The following is a 21,449-nucleotide window of genomic DNA, read 5'->3' as shown; positions in this document are numbered from 1 at the left end:
CGCGGCTGATCCGACCCATCGGCGTCGGTTTCGTGCCATCCTTGGCATGGAAGCGACGCCGATGCGGGTCCTGGCGTCGTCGTTGTGCCATGGAATGGCCGGCGGCGACGCGAAACGAGCCCTTGGCGTCGGTTCCGGCCAGTGATTGGCACGGAACCGATGCCAAGGGCTCTCTCAGTGGCGTTTCCGTGCCATCGGCCGGCCGGAACCAACGCGTATGGCACGGAACTGACGCGTATGGCACCATGCCGACGCGGATGGCCGTGGCCGGGGCCGGGCGGGACTACCCCTCAGTCGGCTCCGCCGACAGCTCCCCTGACAAGGGGAGCCGGGAAAACCGCTGGCCCAACTCGGCACCTAGCCCAACCCGGCCCGGCCGGCCCCACAAGCACCCGGCCCAATCCGGTCTTCTCCGCCACGCTCACCGCTTGCCGTTGTAGATCTCGTGGTCGATCACGTCGGCGAACACGCGGTTCACGGCCGGGCGCACGACCTTGAGCGACGGCGTCAGGCACTTGTTCTCCTGCGTGAGGCGTTCGTCGAGCACGACGAACTTGCGCACCGATTCGGCTCGGGAGACCGTCGCGTTCGCCTTGTCCACGTACTCCTGGATCTCGTCGCGCACCGCCGCGTTCGTGGCGAGGCGGTCGACCGGCGTGTCCAGCGACAGCCCGTGCGCGGGCAGCCACACGGCCAGCGCCTCCGGGTCGAGCGTGACGAGCGCGCCGATGAACGGCCGTTGGTCGCCGACCACGACCGCGTGCTCGACGATCGGGCACTTGGCGATCTCCTCCTCCAGCGGGATGGGGGAGACGTTCTTGCCGCCGGCCGTGATGATGATGTCCTTGATGCGGCCGGTGATCGTGATGCGGCCCTCGTCGTCGATCGTCGCGAGGTCGCCGGTGCGCAGCCAGCCGTCCGCGGTGAACGCCTCGGCGGTCTTCTCCGGCAGATTGTGGTAGCCGCGGAACACGTTCGGGCCCTTCACCTGCAGCTCCCCGTCCTCGGCGATACGCACCGAGGAGCCGGGCGCGGGCTGGCCGACCGTGCCGATCACGTTGTCGTGCACGCGCGTCGCCGCGAACGGGGCGGCCGTCTCGGTCATGCCGTAGCCCTGGATCATCGGCAGGCCGATGCCGTTGTAGAAGTGCGCCAGGTCGAGCGACAGGGGGGCGCCGCCGCACGCCACGTACTTGATCTTCGGCCCCAGGGCGCCGCGCACGGTGCGGTAGACGAGCGTCTCGTACTTCGCATGCTCGGCGATCTCCTTCAGCGTGTGCTTCTCGCCGGCCTGCTCCTCACGGCTCCACACGCGCGCCGCCTCGGCCGCGCGAAGGAACAGGCGTCCCTTCCAGCCGGCGCCCGCCTTGTGCGAGGCCGCGTTGTACACCTTCTCGAACACGCGCGGCACGCCCAGCAGGTACGTGGGTTCGAACGAGCGCAGGTCCGGCAGCAGGGACTTCGTGTCCGGCAGGTAGCCGACCACGCCGTCGTCGGAGGCGATCGACGCGTACTGGATGAAGCGCGCGAAGCAGTGGGCGAGCGGCAGGAACAGCAGCAGGCGCGGATGGTCGTCGGTGATCATCTCGTGCAGCGCCTCCGAGGCGGCGATGGTGACGGACACGAAGTTGCGGTGCGTGAGCTCCACGCCCTTCGGCGTGCCGGTGGATCCGGACGTGTACACGATGGTCGCGAGGTCGTCGATGCGCACGGAGGCGATGCGCTCGTCCAGCTCCTCGTCCGACACGGTCACGCCGAGGCCTTCCAGCGCGCCCAGCGCGTTGCCTTCGATCATGAGGATCTGCTTCAATGCCGGGCAGTGGTCCTTCACCGAGTCGAGCCGGTCGAAGCGCGTGCGGTCGTCGGCGACGGCGAGCTTCACGTCCGCGTCGTTCATGATGCGTTCGGCCTGCGAGGCGGAGTCGGTGTCGTAGATCGGCACGCTGACCGCGCCGATCGCGGCGAGCGCGAAGTCGAGCACGCCCCATTCGAGGCGTGTGGAGGAGAAGATCGTCACCGCGTCGCCCTTGCCGATGCCGAGCGCGATGAGGCCGCGCGCGGCGGACAGGACCATGCGGTGGAATTCGCCGGTGGTCACGTTGGCCCAGTGGCCCGGTCCGAGCTTTTTCTCGGCGATGACCGTGTCCGCGCCGGTGCGGTCGAGACGGTCGGAGAGCAGCGAGTAGATGGTCTGGTCGTCGCGCAGTTCGACGGACGATCCGGGGGTGGTGTAGTGGTCAAGCATGGTGCGCGTTCCTTACCGTTCCTTGCGTTCTTCCGTGGCCGGGCCCCTTCCCGCGATCCGCATGTCGCGGTGTCGCGGGCGTGGTTCCGGCCGATCATCGCCTAAGTTACGCGTGCGTAGCCTCGTGCGTGTTGTGCGCCATGCCACAACCGCGCCGTCGTCTTTTGTGGATTGCCGCAAACCCTTCCATTCTGCTTCGTTTTCCGTTACGGTGGCTTGAGATTCACGAAAGGGGATTCATGTTCGACAAACGATTGTTCCGGCTGGCGCCCGGCGTAGGCCGTCTGGTCGCCGGCAAGGTCGTCTGCATGTGGGTGGGCCTGCTCGCCAACATCGCGTTCGTGACGGCCGTCGTCGGCCTGTTCGCCCACCTGCTCCATGCCGCCACGCCGGGACTGATCGTCTGCAGCACCACGCCCTCCGGCACCGCCTGTCCCGTGGACGAGCTGTCGATCTCCGGCGCCACCGTCACGCCGCTGCCGGGCGACATCGTGTTCTGCACCGGCGTCATCGTCGCCGCCGCCCTCGTGCGCTATCTGACGACCGCCGCCGCCGCGCGTCTGGGCACCGAGGCCTCCGAGCGCGTCAAACTCGCGTTACGCGTCAAGCTCTACCGCAAGATGCTCGCGTTCGGCCCCTCCTACGCGCAGCGTGTGAAGACCGCCGACGTCGTCCAGTCCGCCGGCGAGGGCATCGAGCAGATCCAATCGTTCTTCGACCTGTTCCTACCGCAGTTGTTCTACGCGGTCCTCGCGCCGCTCACCCTGTTCGCCGTGGTCGCGCCGATGGACCTGCCCGCCGCCCTCACGTTCCTCGTGTGCGCGCCGCTCATCATCGTTGTGGTCGGCATGGTCGCGATGAGCGCCGCCCGCACGTTCAAGAGATACTGGGGCCGCTATACGGACATGGGCGCCGCGTTCCTCGACGACCTGCAGGGCCTCGAGACGTTGAAGGCGTTCGATGCCGACGCGCGCGCCGCCCGCGACCTCGACGGGAAGGCCGAGAACTTCCGCGTGATGACGATGCGCGTCCTCCAGATTCAGCTGCGTTCCCTCACCGCGATGGACGCGGTCGCCTACGGCGGCACCGCGGCCGGCATCTGCGTCGCCCTGTGGCGTTTCTCCACCGGCGCGCCGATGACGCTCGCCTCGCTGCTGCTCATCGTCCTGCTGTCCGCCGACTTCTTCATCCCGTTGCGCCAACTCGGTTCGTTCTTCCACGTCGCGATGAACGGCATGACCTCCACGAAACGCATCTTCGCGCTCCTCGACGCCCCCGAACCCGCGCGTGGCGACGCCGATCTGCCCGAAACGCACGACGCCGGCCTCGACGTCACGTTCGACCACGTCGCCTACACGTACGGCGACGGTTCCGGCGACGCGGCGGAAGCATCCGGCGCGGGCACGCCCGTCGCGCCGGCGCTCGCCGACGTCGCCTTCGACGCGCGCCCCGGCGAGCTCACCGCCATCGTCGGCGTCTCCGGTTCCGGCAAGTCGACGGCGGCCTCGCTGCTCGCCGGCACGCTCGCCGGATACTCCGGCTCGCTGCGTCTCGCCGGCGTGGAGGTCGCGACGCTCGGCGGCGAGGCGCTGTCGCGCGCCGTCACGGTGATCGGCGCGCGCAGCCACCTGTTCGCCGGCACGTTGCGCGAGAACCTCGCGATGGCGTTGCCGAAACGATATGACGACGATGATGACGCCGCCGACGTCGACATGATGATGTGGGACGCGCTGCAGCGCGCCCGCATCGACGATTTCGTGCGCGCACAGGCCGACGGACTCGACATGACGATCGAACAGGACGCCGCCAACCTGTCCGGCGGGCAGCGCCAGCGCATCGCCATCGCGCGCGCCCTGCTGCACGACGCGCAGGTCTACGTGTTCGACGAGGCGACCAGCAGCGTCGACGTGGAAAGCGAGACGCTCATTCTCGACGCGATCCGTGACCTCGCGCACAAGGACGGCAGGACGGTCATCATGATCACGCACCGCATGGCCAACGCCGAACACGCGGACCGCATCGTCGTCCTCGACCACGGCAACAGCGTCGAAACCGGCACGCACGCCGAACTCATGGCCCTCGAAGACGGCCGCTACGCGAAACTCTTCCGCACCCAAGCCGAAGTGGAGGACCTAGGGGAGGCAGATGGGAACAGGCCCCCTCTGACGAGGGGGCTGTCCCGCAACGCGGGACTGGGGGAGAGAACCGCCACAGCCCAGCCTGCCGACACACCGGACCAACCCCTTTCTACCTTCCGGACCATCACACGGCTGCTGGGGGAGGCGCGGCCGCTCGCACGGCTCATGGCCGCCGCGTCGCTCGCCGGCACCGTCGGTCACCTCGCCGCCACGATGCTGCCCGTGTTCGCGATGATCGGCGCGTTCGCGCTCGCCGGCCACCCCGTATGGTCGATGGGCGTCGCGCCGGCCGTCGCCGCGATGATCGTGTGCGCGCTGCTGCGCGGCCTCATGCGCTACGTCGAACAGTATCTCAACCACAACGTCGCCTTCCGCCTGCTCGCCCTGTTCCGCTCCAAGGCGTTCGCCGCGCTGCGCCGTCTCGCGCCCGCCAAGCTCGCCGGCCACGGCAAGGGCGACCTCATCGCCCTCGTCACCACCGACGTCGAACTGCTGGAGATCTTCTTCGCGCACACCATCAGCCCCGTCGTCATCGCCGCGACCACGACCATCGTCTACGCGCTCCTGCTGCTCATGCTCGACCCGTGGATGGCGCTCGCGCTCATCGTCGCGCACCTCGTCATCGGCGTGCTCGTGCCCCGCTTCTTCGCGACCGGCGTCAGGAACCTCGGCCCCACGATCCGCAAACAGGCGTCGTCGCTCGACGACGTCATGCTCGACGACATGCGCGGCCTGGGCGAGATCATCCGCTTCGGCCGCGGCGAGGACCGCGTCGCCATGATCACGCGGCTCACGAAACGCCTATGGGCGGAACACGTGCGATTGAGCCGCGTCAACGGCCGGTTCGCCGGCATCGCGGGCGTGCTCGTGCTCGTGCTCACCACGGCCGCCGCCGCGCTCGCCATCGCGCTCGCCGCCGCGGCTCCCGCACACGGTCCGGCATTGGTCGTCGCGTTCACGCTGATCGCCAGCTCGTTCGGCCCGACGATGGCGTTGAGCGCCCTGCCCGCGAACCTCACGCAGACGTTCGCCTCCGCCCGCCGCCTGTTCGCCCTGATGGACGAGGCCCCAGCCGTCGCGGAGACCGGCACCGCCACCCCCGCCTACAAGGGCATGCGCCTCGACCACGTCACCTTCGCCTACCCCGCCTCTTCTTCGCGCCCTCTGCCCGAACCGGACGGTACCGCTTCTTCGCGCCCTCTGCTTGAGCCGGAGACTACTTCTTCTTTGCGCCCCCTTGAGGGGGAGCTGTCCGCAACGCGGACTGAGGGGGTGTCCGCCGCCCTCACCGCCTCCGCCCCCGTCCTCGCCGACTTCTCCCTCGACGTGCCGGCCACCGGCATCCTCGGCGTGCAGGGCCCGTCCGGCCGCGGCAAGTCCACGACCATCAAACTGCTCATGCGCTATTGGGACCCGCAGTCCGGTGGCGTGACCCTGTCCGGCACGCCGCTGCCCGACGTGGACGCGCATCACCGCCGCCGCGTGCAGGCGCTCATGGGACAGGAGACGCACCTGTTCGACGGCACGATCCGCGACAACCTGCTGCTCGCCCTGCCGGAATACGATGGTGGCGATGCCGGTGACGCCGTGGCGGACGACCGTCTACGCGACGCCCTGCGCAAGGCCTCCGCGCTGGAGCTCGTCGACTCGCTGCCCAAGGGGATCGACACCCCGGTGGGCGAGCTCGGCGACCGTCTGTCGGAGGGCGAACGCCAGCGCATCGGATTGGCGCGCGTGTTCCTGCGCGACGCCGACCTCGTGCTGTACGACGAGCCGACGAGCCGTCTCGACGCGTTGAACGAGGCGGTCATTCTCCGGTCCATCCGCGACACGTCCGAGGGACGGGCCGCCGTGCTCGTCTCGCACCGCGAATCGGCGATGCGTATCGCCGACCACGTCGTGACGTTCTGACCGTATCGCCCGTACCGTCCGCATGGTTTCCGGGCATGCGAAAGCCCCCGCCGAATCGTCGACGGGGGCTTTCGCATATCCGAATCGGGGATTATCCCTTGATGAACGAATCCAACGTGTCGAGGGCGTCGTCGATGGCCTTCGCCTCACGCGCGTCCTCGGCGCGCTGGCGGGCCATCGCCTCCGCACGCTCATGCGCGGTCGCCAGCGAATCGGGGGCGCCGGAGACCGGGGGAAGCCGCTGAAGGTCGAAATGCCGGGTCGCGTCCATGTCCGTCATGCCGGAGCCGGGGAGGGAATCCAGATCGATGTCGGTGCGCCTCGTCCCGGACGTCTCGGCGTTCCGTCCCCTGCCTTCGCAGTCGAGCATGTCGATGGCGTTCACGGCGGCCTGCGCGTCCGCGTCGAGGTCGCGCGCCGGACTATCCGGCGCGATCGCGGCCGCGGTCTTCGCCGCGTCCGCATCGGAGCCGGCCGCCCGGCGTTCCGGCAGGTCGATGGTGACGTCCTTGGCGATGTCCGCGCCGCTCATCGGATTCGATTCGACGGTGATGCGCCGTACTTCGCCGTCGCCCACTTCGGTGGCCGTGGCGGTGCCGGCCATGAGGTCGGCGGCGATGCGGTGCGCGCGCGCCGTCGCGGCGACCGCATCGTGACGCGTGCCCGACGACGGCAGCGGCACGGTGGTGGACATCAGCGTGCCGTCGGTGCGGTTCTCGGCCGTGCCGAAATCATGCGTGACGCGTGCGGTGAGGTCGTCGGCCGTGGGATGGTGCGCCGCCGTCGCCCCCGAAACCGCGCCGGATGCCGGAGACGGCACGGATACGAGCGTATGCGCGGCCTTGCGCGCCTCCTCGACGGCGCGTTCGGCGGACAGGCGTTCCGCCTTCGCGCGCTCCTTCGCCTGGATTTCGAAGATCTGCTTCTGGGCGGCGACGCGTGCACGTTCCGCCGCCTCCAGGATGCCCATCGCCTGCAGCCGCTCGTTCTCGGCGCCCACGATCGTCGCCTCGGCGTGACGGATGTTCGCGTCCGCCGAGCTCAGCGCGTACTTCGCGACGGCGAGCGGCGTCTTCGGCTGCCACAGGTGCTCGATCTCCTCGAGCGTGCGTCCCATCGTCTCCGGGACGAGCGCGACGATGCCGGCCACGCAGATGATGTCGAGCAGACCGAAGATGAGGAACGTGATGCCGCCGCCGAGACTGTCCACCAGCATCGGGGTGAACTGCGCGATCGCCCAGTTCACGGTGAGCAGGCACATGATGCACAGACCGGTCGCGCGGCCGCGCAGGAACGTGGGGAACAGCTCGGGGATGACCACCCATGGGATCGGGCCCATCGAGAAGGCGAACGACGCGGCGAACAGCATGATGAACACGAGCGTGAGCAGCGGCATGCCGACGAGGTAGGAGCCGGCGATGCACAGGGCGAACACGGCCATGAGCCCGGCGCCCACGGTCATGAGGCGCTTGCGGCCGACCGTGTCGATCAGGTACATGCCGATCACGGTGCACACGAGCTCGCAGCCGCCCACGCATGCGGCGGTCATGAATTCGGTGTCGCCGCCGAACCCGAGGCGCGAGAACATGACGGGGCCGTAGTAGGAGATCGCGTTGATGCCGACGGCCTGGTTGAACACGGCGAGGAAGATGCCGATGAACAACGCCTTCTTGAGACCCGGGCGGAACAGGTCGGTGAACTCGTTCGACATCTCCTGCTCCAATTGGATGGACGCCTGGATGTCGTCGGTGCGCACACGGGCGTCCTCGGTGCCGAGGATGTGCTCGAGCACGTGGAAACCCTCCTCGGGGCGCCCGTTCTGGATGAGGAACCGGGGGCTCTCCGGCGACCGCCACATGGCGATCAGGAACGCGAGGGCCGGGATCGCGCCCAGGCCGAGCATCCAGCGCCAGCCGATCGCGAGGTCCCATGCGGGCGTGCCGTAGGAGGCGATGATGTAGTTGATGACGTTCGTCAGGAAGATGCCGCACACGGCGAGCATCTGATAGGAGAACGTGAGCGTGCCGCGGATGTTCGTCGGCGCGGATTCGGTGATGTACGTGACGGCCAGCGCGGCGGTCAGACCGATGCCGAAGCCTCCGACGATGCGTGCGGCGATGAGGTCGTAGGGGCCGAACGTGAGCGCGCTCCATATGGCGGAGACACAGAAGAACCATCCGCCGGCGATGAGGACGCGGCGGCGGCCGAACCGGTCGGAGAGGAAGCCCGCCCATGCGGCGCCGACGATCGCGCCGAGCATGATCGAGGAGATGACGAGGCCTTCCATCACGGTGTCGAGCCGGTAGCGGGTGCGCAGGAACTCGATGGCACCGGAGATCGACACGGTGTCGTATCCGTACAGCAGGCCGGCCAGGCCCGCGCTCAACGCCAGTCCGAAAGTGTACCGTCCCGACCCGTGCAATCGTACCGCCGTTCCCAAGGGGTTCCGCTGTTTCGAGACAGCATGAAACAGACCCGCCATGCGCCTTCCTCTCAAATGCATCGATGGGGGATTACATACCGATGCTATCCGGAGGGGCCGTTTTCGTCACCGGGTATTCCACAAGCGGATGCCGAATTCAGATGCGGCCCGTGGGGTGGAGAGTGGCGTCGGCTGCGACACGCCGGCGGCGTGGTGTGGTACACGGGTGTATCATATGAACTGTTGGTACACGGGTGTACCGCTGGAAGTCACTCGTGAGGAGCGCTGTGGAGGAAGGTCTTCGCGGCGGGAACAAGGAGAATGATATGCGTAACGTCAAGAAGGTCATCGCGGCCGCCGCGGCCGTGGCCACGCTCGTCGGCCTCGCCGCATGCGGCGGCGGTGACGATACCGCGTCCGTCGACACCGATACCGCGAACGCCAAGGGCGAAGTCGTGTTCTGGGGCTGGGGCAACGGCATCAAGGAGACCATCGCCGCCTTCGAGAAGGAGAACCCCGGCATCACGGTCAAGTATTCCAGCACCGGCACCGCGGCCGACACCGCCACGGCCCTGCAGAACGCCGTGGCCGCCGGCAAGGGTGCGCCGGACGTGGTGATGATGGAGGACGCCACCATCTCCCAGTTCGCCGTGGACGGCAGCATCGTGGACCTGAGCCCGTTCGGTGCCGAGAAACTCGAATCCGATTTCGCCGCTGGCCCGTGGGCCAAGATGCTGCAGGGCGAGGGCAAGCCGTACGCCCTGCCCATCGATTCCAGCCCCGAGGTGTTCTTCTACAACAAGGCCGTGTTCGACAAGGCCGGCGTCGACGGCGAATCCATCAAGACCTGGGACGACTACTACGAGGCCGCCAAGAAGATCCGCGCCCTCGGCGACGACTACTACATCGCCAACAACGCAGGCGATTCCAACGGCTACCAGCCGTTCACCGCGCAGGCGTGGCAGGCGGGCTCCAACCCGTGGAAGGTCGACGGCGAGAACATCACCATCAATATGAACGACAAGGGCATGCAGCGCTACGTCGCGTTCCAGCAGAAGCTCATCGACGAGGGCCTGATCAACACCAAGATCTCCAACTGGTCCGACGACTGGTACCGTTCGCTCGGCGACGGCACCACCGCATCCCTGACCATCGGCGCGTGGATGCCGACGAACCTCGAGTCCAGCGCCGCCGCAGGCAAGGGCAACTGGCGCGTCGCGCAGCTGCCGCAGTGGCAGGATGGCGACCAGGCGTCCTCCGAGGACGGCGGTTCCGCGCTCGCCGTCACCGAGCAGTCCAAGAACAAGGCCGCCGCCTACAAGTTCATCGAATATCTCACCCATGGCAACGGCGCCCAGGTGATGGCCGACCACGGCACCTTCCCGGCGAAGACGGCCATCCTCGACGACGAGGACTTCCAGTCCCAGAAGAACGAGTACTTCGGCGGCCAGGAGGTCAACAGGGTGCTTGTCGAGGCTGCCAAGCGCAAGGTGAGCAAGTTCCAGTACCTGCCGTACAACCCGTACGCGCAGTCCAAGTACGGTGACGACATCGCTCCGGCCTATCAGGGCAAGAAGACCCTTAAGGCGGCCATGCAGGCGTACGCCAAGACGCTGGCCGACTACGGCGAGCAGCAGGGCTATACCGTCACCGTCAAGTAAGTGGCATGGGGCCGGTCCGGCCCGTGGCGACTGCGTCCGGGGGCGTCTCCTCCTTCCGCTCCCGGTCCTCCTTCCCTGGTCGCCGCATACCACTTGCATGATGGCGAGGGCGGGGATGCGTCCGGTATCCCCGCCCTCGCCATGTCCGACGGCGACCGAAGGCCGCTGCGGATCGTTGCATCGTCGGTTTGGCGATTGTTGATTGTTGATTGTTGATTGTCGTAGATCGATCATTTCGATCATTATGGAAAGCGCAAGGTGAGTAAATGTCTGGGCAGACGATGGAGTCGTCGGTCGCCATGACCGCTCGTCACACGCAACAGGCGCGTGTGAACCGGCATAAGGCGGATTGGCGTGGTTGGAAGTTCATGGGTCCGTTTGCGGTGGTGTTCGTGTTCGTGTTCATCATCCCGATCGTGTATGCGGTTTATATTTCGTTCTTTAAGAAGCAGATGATCGGTGGGACGCAGTTCGTGGGGTTGCAGAACTACGCGCGTCTGTTGGGTGATCAGCAGTTCTGGTCGTCTGTGGGTCGTGTGGCGTTGTTCACGGTGGTGCAGGTGCCGATCATGTTGTTCCTGGCGGCTGCGATGGCGTTGGCGATCGACAGCATGAAGTTGCATGGGACGAAGTTCTTCCGTATCTCGACGTTCCTGCCGTATGCGGTGCCGGCGGTGGTGTCCACGTTGATCTGGGGTTTCGTGTATGGCGCGAAGTATGGTCTGGTGGGTTCGCTGAACGACGTGTTGGGCGTGAATATCGACATGTTCGCGCCGAACGTGTTGTTGGCGTCGATCGGGAACATCAACACGTGGGAGTTCACGGGCTATAACATGCTGATCTTCTACAGCTCGCTGTCCACGATCCCGCATTCGCTGTATGAGGCGGCGAGCATTGATGGCGCGTCGGAGTGGCAGATCGTGAAGTCGATCAAGCTGCCGGAGCTGAGGGGTTCGTTGGCGATCACGGTGATCTTCTCGATCATCGGTTCGTTCCAGTTGTTCAACGAGCCGAGCATTTTGCAGAACATGGTGCCGGGTAACGCGATCACGACGTACTACACGCCGAACATGTACGCGTACAACCTGTCGTTCTCGGGTAACCAGTCGAATTACGCGGCCGCGTTGGCGATCGTGATGGCGGTGATCACGATGGCGATCGCGTATGCGGTGCAGTTGAACAGCATGAAGGAGCAGATGAAGTGAGTGCGACGACGGGTATCGAGACGTTGACTCCGGCCGAGCTCAAGGCGCAGGAGAAGGCCGTGAGGGCGGCGGAGAAGGCGCGCCAGAAGCGGGTCGCCAAAGACGAGGCGGCCGAGCGGCGCCGTGCGGAGAAGTCCGGGTTCGCGAACGTGAACAATCCGCGTCGCAGCACGTTGATGACGGTGTTGTGCGCGATCTTCGCGGTGTACTGCCTGTTCCCGTTCGTGTACCTGATGATCAACGCGACGAAGACGCAGGCCGACTTCACGAGTACGTTCGGCCTGGGGTTCGGCAAGTCGTTCGCGTTGTGGGACAACATCGTGACGGTGTTCACGTACCAGGATGGGATCTTCGGCCGTTGGCTGGTCAACACCCTGCTGTATGTGGTGGTGGGCGCGGGCGGCGCGACCTTGTTGGCGATCATGGGCGGCTACGCGTTGGCGAAGTTCCGTTTCCCGGGCAGGAAGGCCGTGTTCGCGGTGATCATCGGCAGTATTTCGGTGCCGGGCATCGCCTTGGCGGTCCCGCAGTTCCTCCTGTTCGCGAAGCTGGGATTGACGAACACGCCGTGGGCCATGATCATCCCTTCGCTGATCTCCCCGTTCGGCTTGTATCTGATGTGGATCTTCTCGGAGCAGGCCGTGCCGACCGAGCTTCTTGAGGCGGCGCGCGTGGACGGTGCGAGCGAGTTCCGCACGTTCTGGCAGATCAGCCTGCCGTTGCTGGCGCCGGGTATCGTGACTACCGCCTTGTTCACGATCGTGGCGACGTGGAACAACTACTTCCTGCCGTTGATCATGTTGAAGGACGCGGACTGGTATCCGTTGACGATCGGCTTGAACCAGTGGAAGGACCAGGCTTCCACGGCGGGCGGTCAGGCGATCCAGAACCTGGTGATCACGGGTTCGCTGATCACGATCATCCCCCTGGTGGTCGCGTTCCTGTGCCTGCAGAAGTACTGGCAGTCCGGCCTCGCCGCCGGCGCCGTCAAGGAGTGACGGAACCGGCCTCCGGCCGGTGCCCCGTTTTCGGCTCCCTCTGACGAGGGAGCTGTCCGCCGCAGGCGGACTGAGGGAGAGCAGGAGAGCGGCCTCCGGGCCGCGGGGAAAACAGCATCGGCCGAAGGCCGATCCCGCTTCCTGCGGCCTTCCGGCCGCGGTCTCTCCCTCCGTCATCGCTTCGCGATGACACCTCCCTCGTCAGAGGGAGGCGAGAGCACCGCATCGGCTTTCGGCCGATTCCGTTCCCCCTGCCGGGTGGCGGTACCCCCTCAGTCCGCCTGCGGCGGACAGCTCCCCCTGGAAGGGGGGAGCGGGGAAATGGGTGTGTTTGCTCCCCCTTTCAGGGGGAGCTGTCGGCGAAGCCGACTGAGGGGGTTCAGAATACCGCATCGCCCGCAGGACGATTCCGAGATTCCGAACGATTCCGAAGCTTGATACTAAGGATTGTGTTATGACTACTCGTAGAGCGTTCAGGTGGCCGGCGTTGCTCACGCCGTCGACCCGTGGCATCGCGTTCGGTGGCGACTACAACCCCGACCAGTGGCCGGACGAGACCGTCGCCGACGACATCCGGCTCATGCGTGAGGCGCACGTCAACACGGTGGCCCTCGCCATCTTCAGCTGGGATCGGATCGAACCGCGTGAGGGCGAGTTCACCTTCGACTGGCTCGATTCCGTCATCGACCGGCTCGGCAAGGCCGGCATCGCCGTCGACCTCGCCTCCGCGACGGCGACCGCGCCGTTGTGGCTGTACGAGCGGCATCCGGAGGTCCTGCCCGTCGACCGGTACGGACATGTCGTCAACGCCGGGTCGCGCCAATCCTGGCAGCCCACCAGCCCCGTGTTCCAGGAGTACGCGCTGCGTCTGTGCCGCATGCTCGCCGAACATTACCAGGACAACCCGTACGTCACCGCATGGCATATGGGCAACGAGTACGGCTGGAACAACCGCTACGACTATTCCGACAACGCGCTCCACGCGTTCCGATCATGGTGCGAGGCGAAGTACGGCACCGTCGAAGCATTGAACGAGGCGTGGGGCACCGCCTTCTGGTCGCAGCACGTCAACTCGTTCGACGAGGTGTTGCTGCCGCGCCACATGGGCGGCGACGCCATGGTCAATCCGCCGCAGCAGCTCGACTACGAGCGTTTCGGCAACGACATGCTCCTCGACTTCTACAAGGCGGAACGCGACGCGATCGAGGCGATCTGCCCCGGCAAGCCGTTCACCACGAACTTCATGGTCTCCACCGATCAGTGCTGCATGGATTACGCGCAGTGGGCGAACGAGGTCGACTTCGTCTCCAACGACCACTACTTCCATGAAGGCGAATCCCATCTCGACGAACTCGCCTGCTCGGACGCGCTCATGGACTCCCTCGCCCTCGGCAAACCCTGGTATGTGATGGAGCACGGCACGTCCGCCGTCCAGTGGAAGCCGCTCAACACGCGCAAGCGCCACGGCGAGCTCGTGCGCGACTCGCTTGCCCACGTGGCGATGGGCGCCGACGCCATCAACTTCTTCCAATGGCGGCAGTCCTCCTCCGGTGCCGAGGCGTTCCACTCGGCGATGGTGCCGCACGCCGGCGAGGATTCCAAGGTCTTCCGCGGCGTCGTCGAACTCGGCGCGACGCTCGCCACGCTCTCCGAGGCCGGACTGCAGGGCACGGAGCTGAAGCGTTCCGACACGGCGATCCTGTTCAGCGCCGAAAGCGAATGGGCGACGCGCAGCGAGACCCTGCCGAGCATGAAGCTCGATCATTGGCATGACGTGCGCGACTGGTACCGCGCCTTCCTCGATGCGGGAAGCCGCGCCGACATCATCCCGCTCGCCTACGACTGGAGCGGTTACCGGACCATCATCCTGCCGAGCGTGCTCGTCCTGTCCGACGCGGACACGCGACGCATCGCCGATTTCGCCGAAGCGGGCGGCACCGTCGTCGTCGACTACGCGACCGGCATCATCGACGAACACTTCCACGCCGGTCTCGGCGGCTATCCTGGCGCCGGCAACGGGCTCCTGCGCGACGTGCTCGGTGTGCGCGGCGAGGAGTTCAACATCCTCGGCGAGGAGGCGGAAGGCGAACCCGACGCGATCATCCTGTCGAACGGGCTCACGACGCGACTGTGGCAGACCGACGTGACCTCGGTCGCCTCCGACACGACCGTCATCGCCACGTACGCGGGCGAGGTGGCCGCCGACTGGGAGCTCGACGGCACGCCTGCCGTCACCAGCCATCCCTATGGTGAGGGCCGGGGCGTCTACGTCGGCTGCGATCTCGATCGCCACGACATTGCCGCCCTCATCCCCGCACTGGGGGTATCGGAACCCGAATCGTGCGGCGGTCCGGTTCCGGCTCCCTCTGACGAGGGAGCTGTCGGCCGCAGGCCGACTGAGGGAGAGACGTCCGCTCGCATCACGGATTCCCGCATCATCCACACCGTCCGCGAGTCCACGGACGGCGCCATCCGCTTCGACTTCTACCTCAACCGCACGCGCGGCGACGTCACGCTGGAAGACGTTCCTGGCGAGCCGGTCGTCGCGCATCGCACGGAAGCCGGAACGGCGGACCGTGCGAACGGCGCGGACGGCGCGAGCGATACGGACGCCGCGAACGGAACCGGCGCATACACATTGCGGCGCAACGCCATCCTCGTCACGAGGACCGTGCGTCCGGAATAGCCGGACGCAAGCGGGTACAATGGCGACGTCGAACCAACGGAAGCGAGGTGCGGAGATGAGCGGGACGAAACCGGCGAAAAGGCGCGTCACCCTGCGCGACGTGGCGCAGGAGGCCGGCGTCTCGCTCAAGACCGCCTCGAACGTGATCAACGGCAACGGGCGCATGAGCGAGGCCACGCGCGAACGCGTCGAAACGGTCATCAAGGATCTCGGCTACCGCGTCAACGTGGCCGCACGCAACCTGAACCGCGACCACACCGGATTCATCACGCTCGCCGTACCGTCGCTCACTCCGCCGTACCTCGCCGAACTCGCCAACCGCGTGATCGACGCGGCGCGGCGGCACGACTACTCCGTATACGTCACCACGTATGCGGAGGGGTCGGCGAAAGGCGCGCGCGACCTGTTGGAGAAGTTCAATTCCACCGTGTCCGACGGCATGATCCTGTCGATGAGCGAGGTGGAGAGCATCACGCCCGACGATCTCAAGGTCGATTTCCCGCTCGTCGTGGTCGGCGCGCGCACCACGTGGGGCATCGCCGACCACGTGACCCCCGACGACGTCAACGCGGCCGCCCGGGCCGCCGGATATCTGTACGACCATGGTTCCACGCGTCTCGCCGTCGTCGGCGCGCGCGGCGTCTACGACGAGACGGCGCTGCTGAAAGCGACCGAGGGCAACGCGCAGCTGCGTCTGCGCGGCATCATCGAGGAGAGCCGTCGCCGCGGCGTCGCATTGGACGCGCGGCTCGTCGGCAACACGGATTTGGATTGGACGATCGGCGCGGGGGCGCGCGTCACGCAGCGCCTCATCGACTCGGGAATCCCGTTCGACGGGGTCGTCGCATTGAACGACCAGCTGGCGATCGGCGCGATGACCGCGCTGCGCACCAGCGGCATCGACGTGCCCGCTCAGGTGCAGGTGATCGGCTTCGACAATATCGAGGAGGCGCCGTACCTGCAGATTCCGCTCACCACCATGTCGTCGCGTCTCGAATGGACGGCGCCCGTCGCGGTCGAGAGGATTCTCGGGCGCATCCGCGGCGACATCACGAAACCGGAGCTGCTCACCTGCGAGTCGGAGGTCATCGCGCGCGAATCCACGCGGTGAGCGGTGAACGGCGGGTGCGTGGTGCGCGGTGGCGTCCGACGCGTCGACTCCGTTGCATCGTTCGTCTCCGACGCGTCGCGTCCCTGTTGAGGTACACCGGTTGACCAAAGCCGGAACCGGTGCTACGCTGTAACCGTTGTGATACACTGCTGTATCTATTGGTACGCAAGGAATCGTTGTGTACCAGATTGTGTACCAGATTGTGTACCAGAGCAGAGCCGCTGCAATCATCCCGTTCGGGAATCGTAAGGAGAAGCATGAAGCAATCAGCATTATGGGGCCGCGTCGTCGCGGCCGCCGTCGCGGCGATGACCCTGTGCGCATCAGGCATGGTCGCGGCGTCCACCGCGGCCGCCGCCGAGACGCCGGTCAAGGCGGACATCAACGTCAAGGCCATCGACGGACTGTCCAAGGACTTCATCGGGGGAGCGGACGTCTCCTCCATGCTGTCGCTGGAGGAGAGCGGCGTCACGTTCAGGAACGAGCAGGGTCAGGTCGAGGACCTCTTCACGCTGCTCAAGGAGAGCGGCGTCAACTACGTGCGCCTGCGCGTGTGGAACGACCCGTTCACCGCCGACGGACAAGGCTACGGCGGCGGCAACGTGAACGCCGACCGCGCGCTCGTCATGGCCGAACGCGCCACCAAGGCCGGTCTCAAGGTGCTCGTCGACTTCCACTATTCCGACTTCTGGGCCGACCCCAGCAAGCAGCAAGCACCCAAGGCATGGAAGTCGTTCGAAGGCGACGCCGACAAGACTGCGCAGGCCGTCCACGACTACACCAAGGAGACGCTCACCCGGTTCAAGGAGGCCGGCATGGACGTCGGCATGGTGCAGGTCGGCAACGAGACCACCGCGAAGATCGCCGGCGTCTCCGGCTGGGACGGCATGTGCAAGGTGTTCTCCGCCGGAGCCAAGGCCGTGCGCGAGACGATCCCGCAGGCCAAGGTCGCCATCCACTTCACCAATCCGGAACGCAACACGTACGCCGGCTACGCGAAGCAGCTCGCCGACCACAAGGTCGACTACGACGTGTTCGCCAGCTCCTACTACCCGTTCTGGCACGGCACCGCCGACAACCTCGCCAAGCAGCTGAAGAACGTCGCTGCCGCCTACCACAAGGACGTGATGGTCGCCGAAACCTCATGGGCCTACACGCTCGACGACGGCGACGACGACTCCAACACCATCACGGCGAAGAACGTGAACGCCGCCGACGTGAAATTCGACATCAGCCCGCAAGGCCAGGCCGACGAACTACGCTACGTGGCCGAAGCGGTGAACTCGGTCGGCGACAACGACGGCGACGGCGAGAACGACGGCCTCGGCATGTTCTACTGGGAGCCCGCATGGCTGCCCGTCGGCCAGGGCGGCCGCGACAACGCCGACCTCGTCGACCTGTGGAACGAATACGGCGGCGGCTGGGCCACCGCGGCCGCCGGCGAATACGATCCGAACGACGCCGGCAAGAAGTGGGGCGGCTCCGGCGTGGACAACCAGGCGCTGTTCGCCTTCGACGGCACCGCCCTGCCCTCGCTGAAGACCTTCTCCTACCTGCACACCGGCGCGGTCACCGACCATGTGTTCGCCGGCATCGACGACGTCGCCATCACCGCCTCCGACAAGGACTCCATCGACGCGATCAAGGCGAAACTGCCCGCCGACGTGACCGCCCGCTACAAGGACGGCGTCGACGAGACCGAAACCGTCACCTGGCGTTCCGCGGCGCTCGACTGGATCCGCGGCGCCGGCACCTACACGATCGACGGCGTGACCGCGTCCGGACACACCGTCAAGGCGGTCATCACCGTCGAAGCCACCCCCGCGACCAACCACGTCGTCAACGGAAGCTTCGAAGACGGCGCGAAGAGCGGCTGGACCGTCACCGGCAGCGGCGCGAGCATCAAATCCGACAAGGGCAACGCCTCCGACGGATCGTGGGTGCTCGGCTTCTGGGCGGACAAGGCGTACACGTTCCAGGCGTCCCAGACCGTCACCGGCCTCGAGCCCGGCGCATACACGCTCACCGCGAAAAGCCAGGGCGCGCTCGTCGGCGGTACCGCCGGCACGAACAAGGTGACCCTCGACGCGACGACCGGCGGCACCGGCGATACCGGCGACGCGGGCAAGACGCAATCCGCCGAACTCAAGCTCGACGGCTGGAAGCAATGGCACATCGCCAGCGTGCCCGTCACCGTCGGCGAGGACGGCACCGTGACCATCGCCATCACCGGCGACCTCGGCGCCGCCGACTGGGGCAGCGTCGACGAGGTCACGCTCACCCGCACGGCCGAAACGCCTGCCAAGCCCGACACGGCCGCGCTCGAAGCCGCCGTGAAGAAGGGCGAGGACGTGGACCGCGCCGGCTACACCGACGACTCGCTCGACAAGCTCGACGACGCGCTCGCCGCCGCCCGCGTGCTGCTCGCCGGCAGCGCCGCCACTACCGACGACGTCACGCAGGCGACCAAGCTCGTCGACGACGCCATCGCGGGACTGACGGCCAAGCGGTTCGTCAGCATCTCCGTCACGCCGAAGAAGACCGCCTACCAGGTGGGCGGGAAGATCGCCGCCGACGACCTGACCGTCACCGGCAACTACGAGGCCGGCTCCGGCAGCGTCGAACTCGCCGCCGACCAGTACACGCTCACCTACGACTTCTCCGCCGCCTCCGATGCGGCGAAGGTCACCGTCGCGCTCGCCTCCGATCCGAGCGTCACCGAAACGTACACGGTGAAGGTCACCGCGAAGACCGACGCCGGCACCGGTGGTTCCGGCGAGACCAGCGGCTTCGGCGAAACCGGTGACGGCACTGTCGCCGGCGACGGCACCGGCTCCGGCGCCGCCGCGACGCGTCCGGGCGCCAAGCCGGGCGCGACCGGCCGGAACGCCGAAGCCGGCGGCCTCACCGCCACAGGCGCCGCCGTCGCCTCCATCGCCGGATTCGCGGCCGTCGCGCTCACCGCGGGCGACGTCGCGCTGGTGGTCCGTCGCCGGCGTCGCGGCTGACATGGACGGATCGGAGGTGGTTGCGTCAGCCGCTGGGACATGACGGCGTTCGTCCGGTGAGGATTTCGGACGAACGCCGTGCGTCGCGCCGACGTCGGTGGCGACGGCGGAATTCGGCGACCTCTTCCGGACGGCCGCCGCGCGTCGTCGCCCATGCCGGGGCCGTATCATCCCGTCGACGTTGCGCCGGAGCGGGGCGTCGGGCGGGACCCGCGCCTCCGCTGTCCCGCTCCGCCCATCCTCACGTGGCCATGTTGCGCCGGGAATCACGGGAACCGCGCGATAGAATCGTGGGGAAAGTACCGTTCATCTCGGATGGCCGGTGCCGGGCCGGCGACGTGACGGATCGCGCCGCCGCCCGGTCTCCGCCGATGCCGGTGAGGAGGCATGGCAATGGTTGACGGCTTGCATGCGGATAGTGCGCGAGATGTGCGCGATGAGGTGACGCTGCCGGACGGGAGCGTGATGCCACGGCTCGGCATGGGAACCTGGTATCTGGGCGAGGGACGACGGCCGTTCGACGACGAGGCGGCGGCGTTGCGCGCTGGACTGGACGCGGGAGTGCGCCTGATCGACACGGCGGAGATGTACGCGGACGGCGGTGCCGAACGACTCGTCGGCGCGGCGATTGACGGGTACGATCGCGGATCGCTGTACATCGTCTCGAAGGTGTATCCGCACAACGCCGGACGCCGTCACCTGCGCCGCAGTCTGGAGGCGTCGCTGCGTCGCCTCGGCACCGATTACCTCGACATGTACCTGCTGCACTGGCGCGGCAGCGTGCCGTTGCGCGAAACCGTCGACTGCATGGAACAGGCGGTCGAGGACGGTCTGATCCGCCGATGGGGCGTCTCGAACCTCGACCTGAACGACATGCGCGAACTGATGGATGTGTCCCGCGGATCGCATTGCTGCGTCGACCAGGTGCTCTACCACCTGGGATCGCGTGGCATCGAAGTCGATCTGCTGCCATGGCTGCGCGGGCGGCGCATTCCCGTGATGGCGTACTGTCCGCTCGCGCAGGCCGGGCGCCTGCGTGACGGGTTGCTCGGCAGTGCGGCGGTGCGCGAGGTCGCGGCCGCGCACGGATTCACACCGATGCAGGTGCTGCTCGCGTTCGTGCTCCACCAGCCGGACATGATCGCCATCCCGCGTTCCGGCGTGCCCGAACACGTGCTCGCCAACGCCGCCGTACTCGATTCCCCGCTTTCGGACGCCGAGTACGCGGCGTTGTCCCAAGCCTTCCCCGCCCCCAATCACCCCGTCCCGCTCGACATGGAGTGACCCGCTTCTCTGGCCCTTTTTGTTGAGGGGGTTGTCCGCGGAGCGAGCTGTCTGAGTCGAGCGCGTCAAGCTTGTCGGCGGGCGCGTGTCGGCCCTCTCTGTTGAGGGGGCTCCCGGCAATGCCGGGTGGGGGAGAGTGTGCTCTCCCTGTGAGGGGGAGCTGCCGGCCTTTGGCCGGCTGAGGGGGTTGTCGGGTTGTGGTTGTGGGGTGTCGTGTTGGTGAATGGGGTGGTTGGTTTGGTTGAATTCCTGTGACACGCCGGCTGGTGGTGGTTTTTGGTGGTGTGGTGGTGTGTCGGGTGGGGTTATGATGTGGTTATCGGGTTGTCGGGCCTGTTTTCGACACGCCGTGGGAGCGCCGTCGTTGCAACGTTTCGGGCGTGGTTTTGTCATGCCGGTTTGCGTTGTGGCGTGAGTTCATGTAGATTGTTCGTCTGTTGCCGCTCGGCGCGGCGGGCTGGTTCCCTTTCCTTCTGGTTGGGTTGGTCTGCCTGTCGGCGTGGTGGTGGTTTGAGAACTCAAGAGTGTGTTGTACTACTTACTTCTTTATAGTCAATGATTGCCAGTCCGATTCCCGCTCGTTTTCGAGTACCCGAGGGGGTTTGATGGGGGTCGGGGTTTTTGTGCGAACCTCTTTCCTTATTAGAGGTTCCGTCAATTGTTTTTAGTGAGAGTCATCTGTCGATGTCTTTCTGCAATGTTTTTTTGTGGAGGGTTCGATTCTGGCTCAGGATGAACGCTGGCGGCGTGCTTAACACATGCAAGTCGAACGGGATCCTG

Annotated in this window: 10 protein-coding genes and 1 rRNA gene; 9 read left to right on the top strand and 2 right to left on the bottom strand. The window is 66.6% G+C overall.

Translation table 11 applies throughout. The annotated features are described in order from the left end of the window. Nucleotides 1-421: 421 nt before the first annotated feature. Complete coding sequence (locus AC1AYN_RS09415; protein WP_476511896.1) at nucleotides 422-2,245, bottom strand: AMP-dependent synthetase/ligase; 1,824 nt, start codon at nucleotides 2,243-2,245, stop codon at nucleotides 422-424. Between the two features lie 239 nt (nucleotides 2,246-2,484). Between AC1AYN_RS09415 and AC1AYN_RS09410 the strand changes: the two genes are divergently transcribed. Next, entirely contained in the window at nucleotides 2,485-6,294 is a 3,810-nt protein-coding gene (locus AC1AYN_RS09410; RefSeq protein WP_476533029.1) for a thiol reductant ABC exporter subunit CydD/CydC, read from the top strand. A gap of 91 nt (nucleotides 6,295-6,385) precedes the next feature. Here the strand turns inward: AC1AYN_RS09410 and AC1AYN_RS09405 are convergent, their stop codons facing one another. Continuing rightward, a complete protein-coding gene (locus tag AC1AYN_RS09405) occupies nucleotides 6,386-8,680 on the bottom strand; it encodes a sugar porter family MFS transporter (protein WP_476533028.1) in 2,295 nt (764 codons plus the stop codon). 362 nt (nucleotides 8,681-9,042) lie between these two features. On the opposite strand from AC1AYN_RS09405, the gene AC1AYN_RS09400 reads away from it, so the two are divergent. The 8 genes from AC1AYN_RS09400 to AC1AYN_RS09365 all read left to right on the top strand — a co-directional run. Then, nucleotides 9,043-10,377: an ABC transporter substrate-binding protein gene (locus AC1AYN_RS09400; protein ID WP_476503072.1), complete on the top strand. Its 1,335-nt coding sequence runs from the start codon at nucleotides 9,043-9,045 to the stop codon at nucleotides 10,375-10,377. Nucleotides 10,378-10,643: 266 nt separating this feature from the next. Beyond that, nucleotides 10,644-11,582 carry a carbohydrate ABC transporter permease gene (locus tag AC1AYN_RS09395; RefSeq protein ID WP_476533027.1) on the top strand — a complete coding sequence of 313 codons (939 nt, stop codon included), beginning with the start codon at nucleotides 10,644-10,646 and terminating at the stop codon, nucleotides 11,580-11,582. Continuing rightward, the gene (locus AC1AYN_RS09390; protein WP_476533026.1) at nucleotides 11,579-12,580 is read left to right on the top strand and encodes a carbohydrate ABC transporter permease; all 1,002 of its coding nucleotides are present in this window, start codon (nucleotides 11,579-11,581) and stop codon (nucleotides 12,578-12,580) included. Before AC1AYN_RS09395 ends, AC1AYN_RS09390 begins: the two co-directional genes overlap by 4 nt. Nucleotides 12,581-13,034: 454 nt before the next feature. Further along, entirely contained in the window at nucleotides 13,035-15,266 is a 2,232-nt protein-coding gene (locus AC1AYN_RS09385) for a beta-galactosidase (protein ID WP_476533025.1), read from the top strand. Between the two features lie 55 nt (nucleotides 15,267-15,321). Then, nucleotides 15,322-16,377, top strand: coding sequence for a LacI family DNA-binding transcriptional regulator (locus AC1AYN_RS09380; protein ID WP_476503399.1), 1,056 nt, complete (start codon nucleotides 15,322-15,324; stop codon nucleotides 16,375-16,377). Between the two features lie 257 nt (nucleotides 16,378-16,634). Next, nucleotides 16,635-19,385 (top strand): glycosyl hydrolase 53 family protein, encoded by a 2,751-nt coding sequence (locus tag AC1AYN_RS09375; RefSeq protein WP_476533024.1) that lies wholly within the window; start codon nucleotides 16,635-16,637, stop codon nucleotides 19,383-19,385. Nucleotides 19,386-19,772: 387 nt separating this feature from the next. Further along, nucleotides 19,773-20,669: an aldo/keto reductase gene (locus tag AC1AYN_RS09370; RefSeq protein ID WP_476533023.1), complete on the top strand. Its 897-nt coding sequence runs from the start codon at nucleotides 19,773-19,775 to the stop codon at nucleotides 20,667-20,669. A 704-nt stretch (nucleotides 20,670-21,373) separates the two neighbouring features. Continuing rightward, a 16S ribosomal RNA gene (locus AC1AYN_RS09365) occupies nucleotides 21,374-21,449 on the top strand; the annotation flags it as partial.

The sequence above is a fragment of the Bifidobacterium sp. LH_413 genome (assembly GCF_056357015.1).
Note: the sequence above shows the minus strand (reverse complement) of the source record. Positions and strands in the feature narration are given on the sequence as shown.

Bases quoted from the DNA above. Each gene is read 5' to 3' on its own strand.
- AC1AYN_RS09415 (WP_476511896.1), bottom strand. From the start codon at position 2,245: ATGCTTGACCACTACACCACCCCCGGATCGTCCGTCGAACTGCGCGAC.
- AC1AYN_RS09410 (WP_476533029.1), top strand. From the start codon at position 2,485: ATGTTCGACAAACGATTGTTCCGGCTGGCGCCCGGCGTAGGCCGTCTG.
- AC1AYN_RS09400 (WP_476503072.1), top strand. From the start codon at position 9,043: ATGCGTAACGTCAAGAAGGTCATCGCGGCCGCCGCGGCCGTGGCCACG.
- AC1AYN_RS09395 (WP_476533027.1), top strand. From the start codon at position 10,644: ATGTCTGGGCAGACGATGGAGTCGTCGGTCGCCATGACCGCTCGTCAC.
- AC1AYN_RS09385 (WP_476533025.1), top strand. From the start codon at position 13,035: ATGACTACTCGTAGAGCGTTCAGGTGGCCGGCGTTGCTCACGCCGTCG.
- AC1AYN_RS09380 (WP_476503399.1), top strand. From the start codon at position 15,322: ATGAGCGGGACGAAACCGGCGAAAAGGCGCGTCACCCTGCGCGACGTG.
- AC1AYN_RS09375 (WP_476533024.1), top strand. From the start codon at position 16,635: ATGAAGCAATCAGCATTATGGGGCCGCGTCGTCGCGGCCGCCGTCGCG.
- AC1AYN_RS09370 (WP_476533023.1), top strand. From the start codon at position 19,773: ATGGCAATGGTTGACGGCTTGCATGCGGATAGTGCGCGAGATGTGCGC.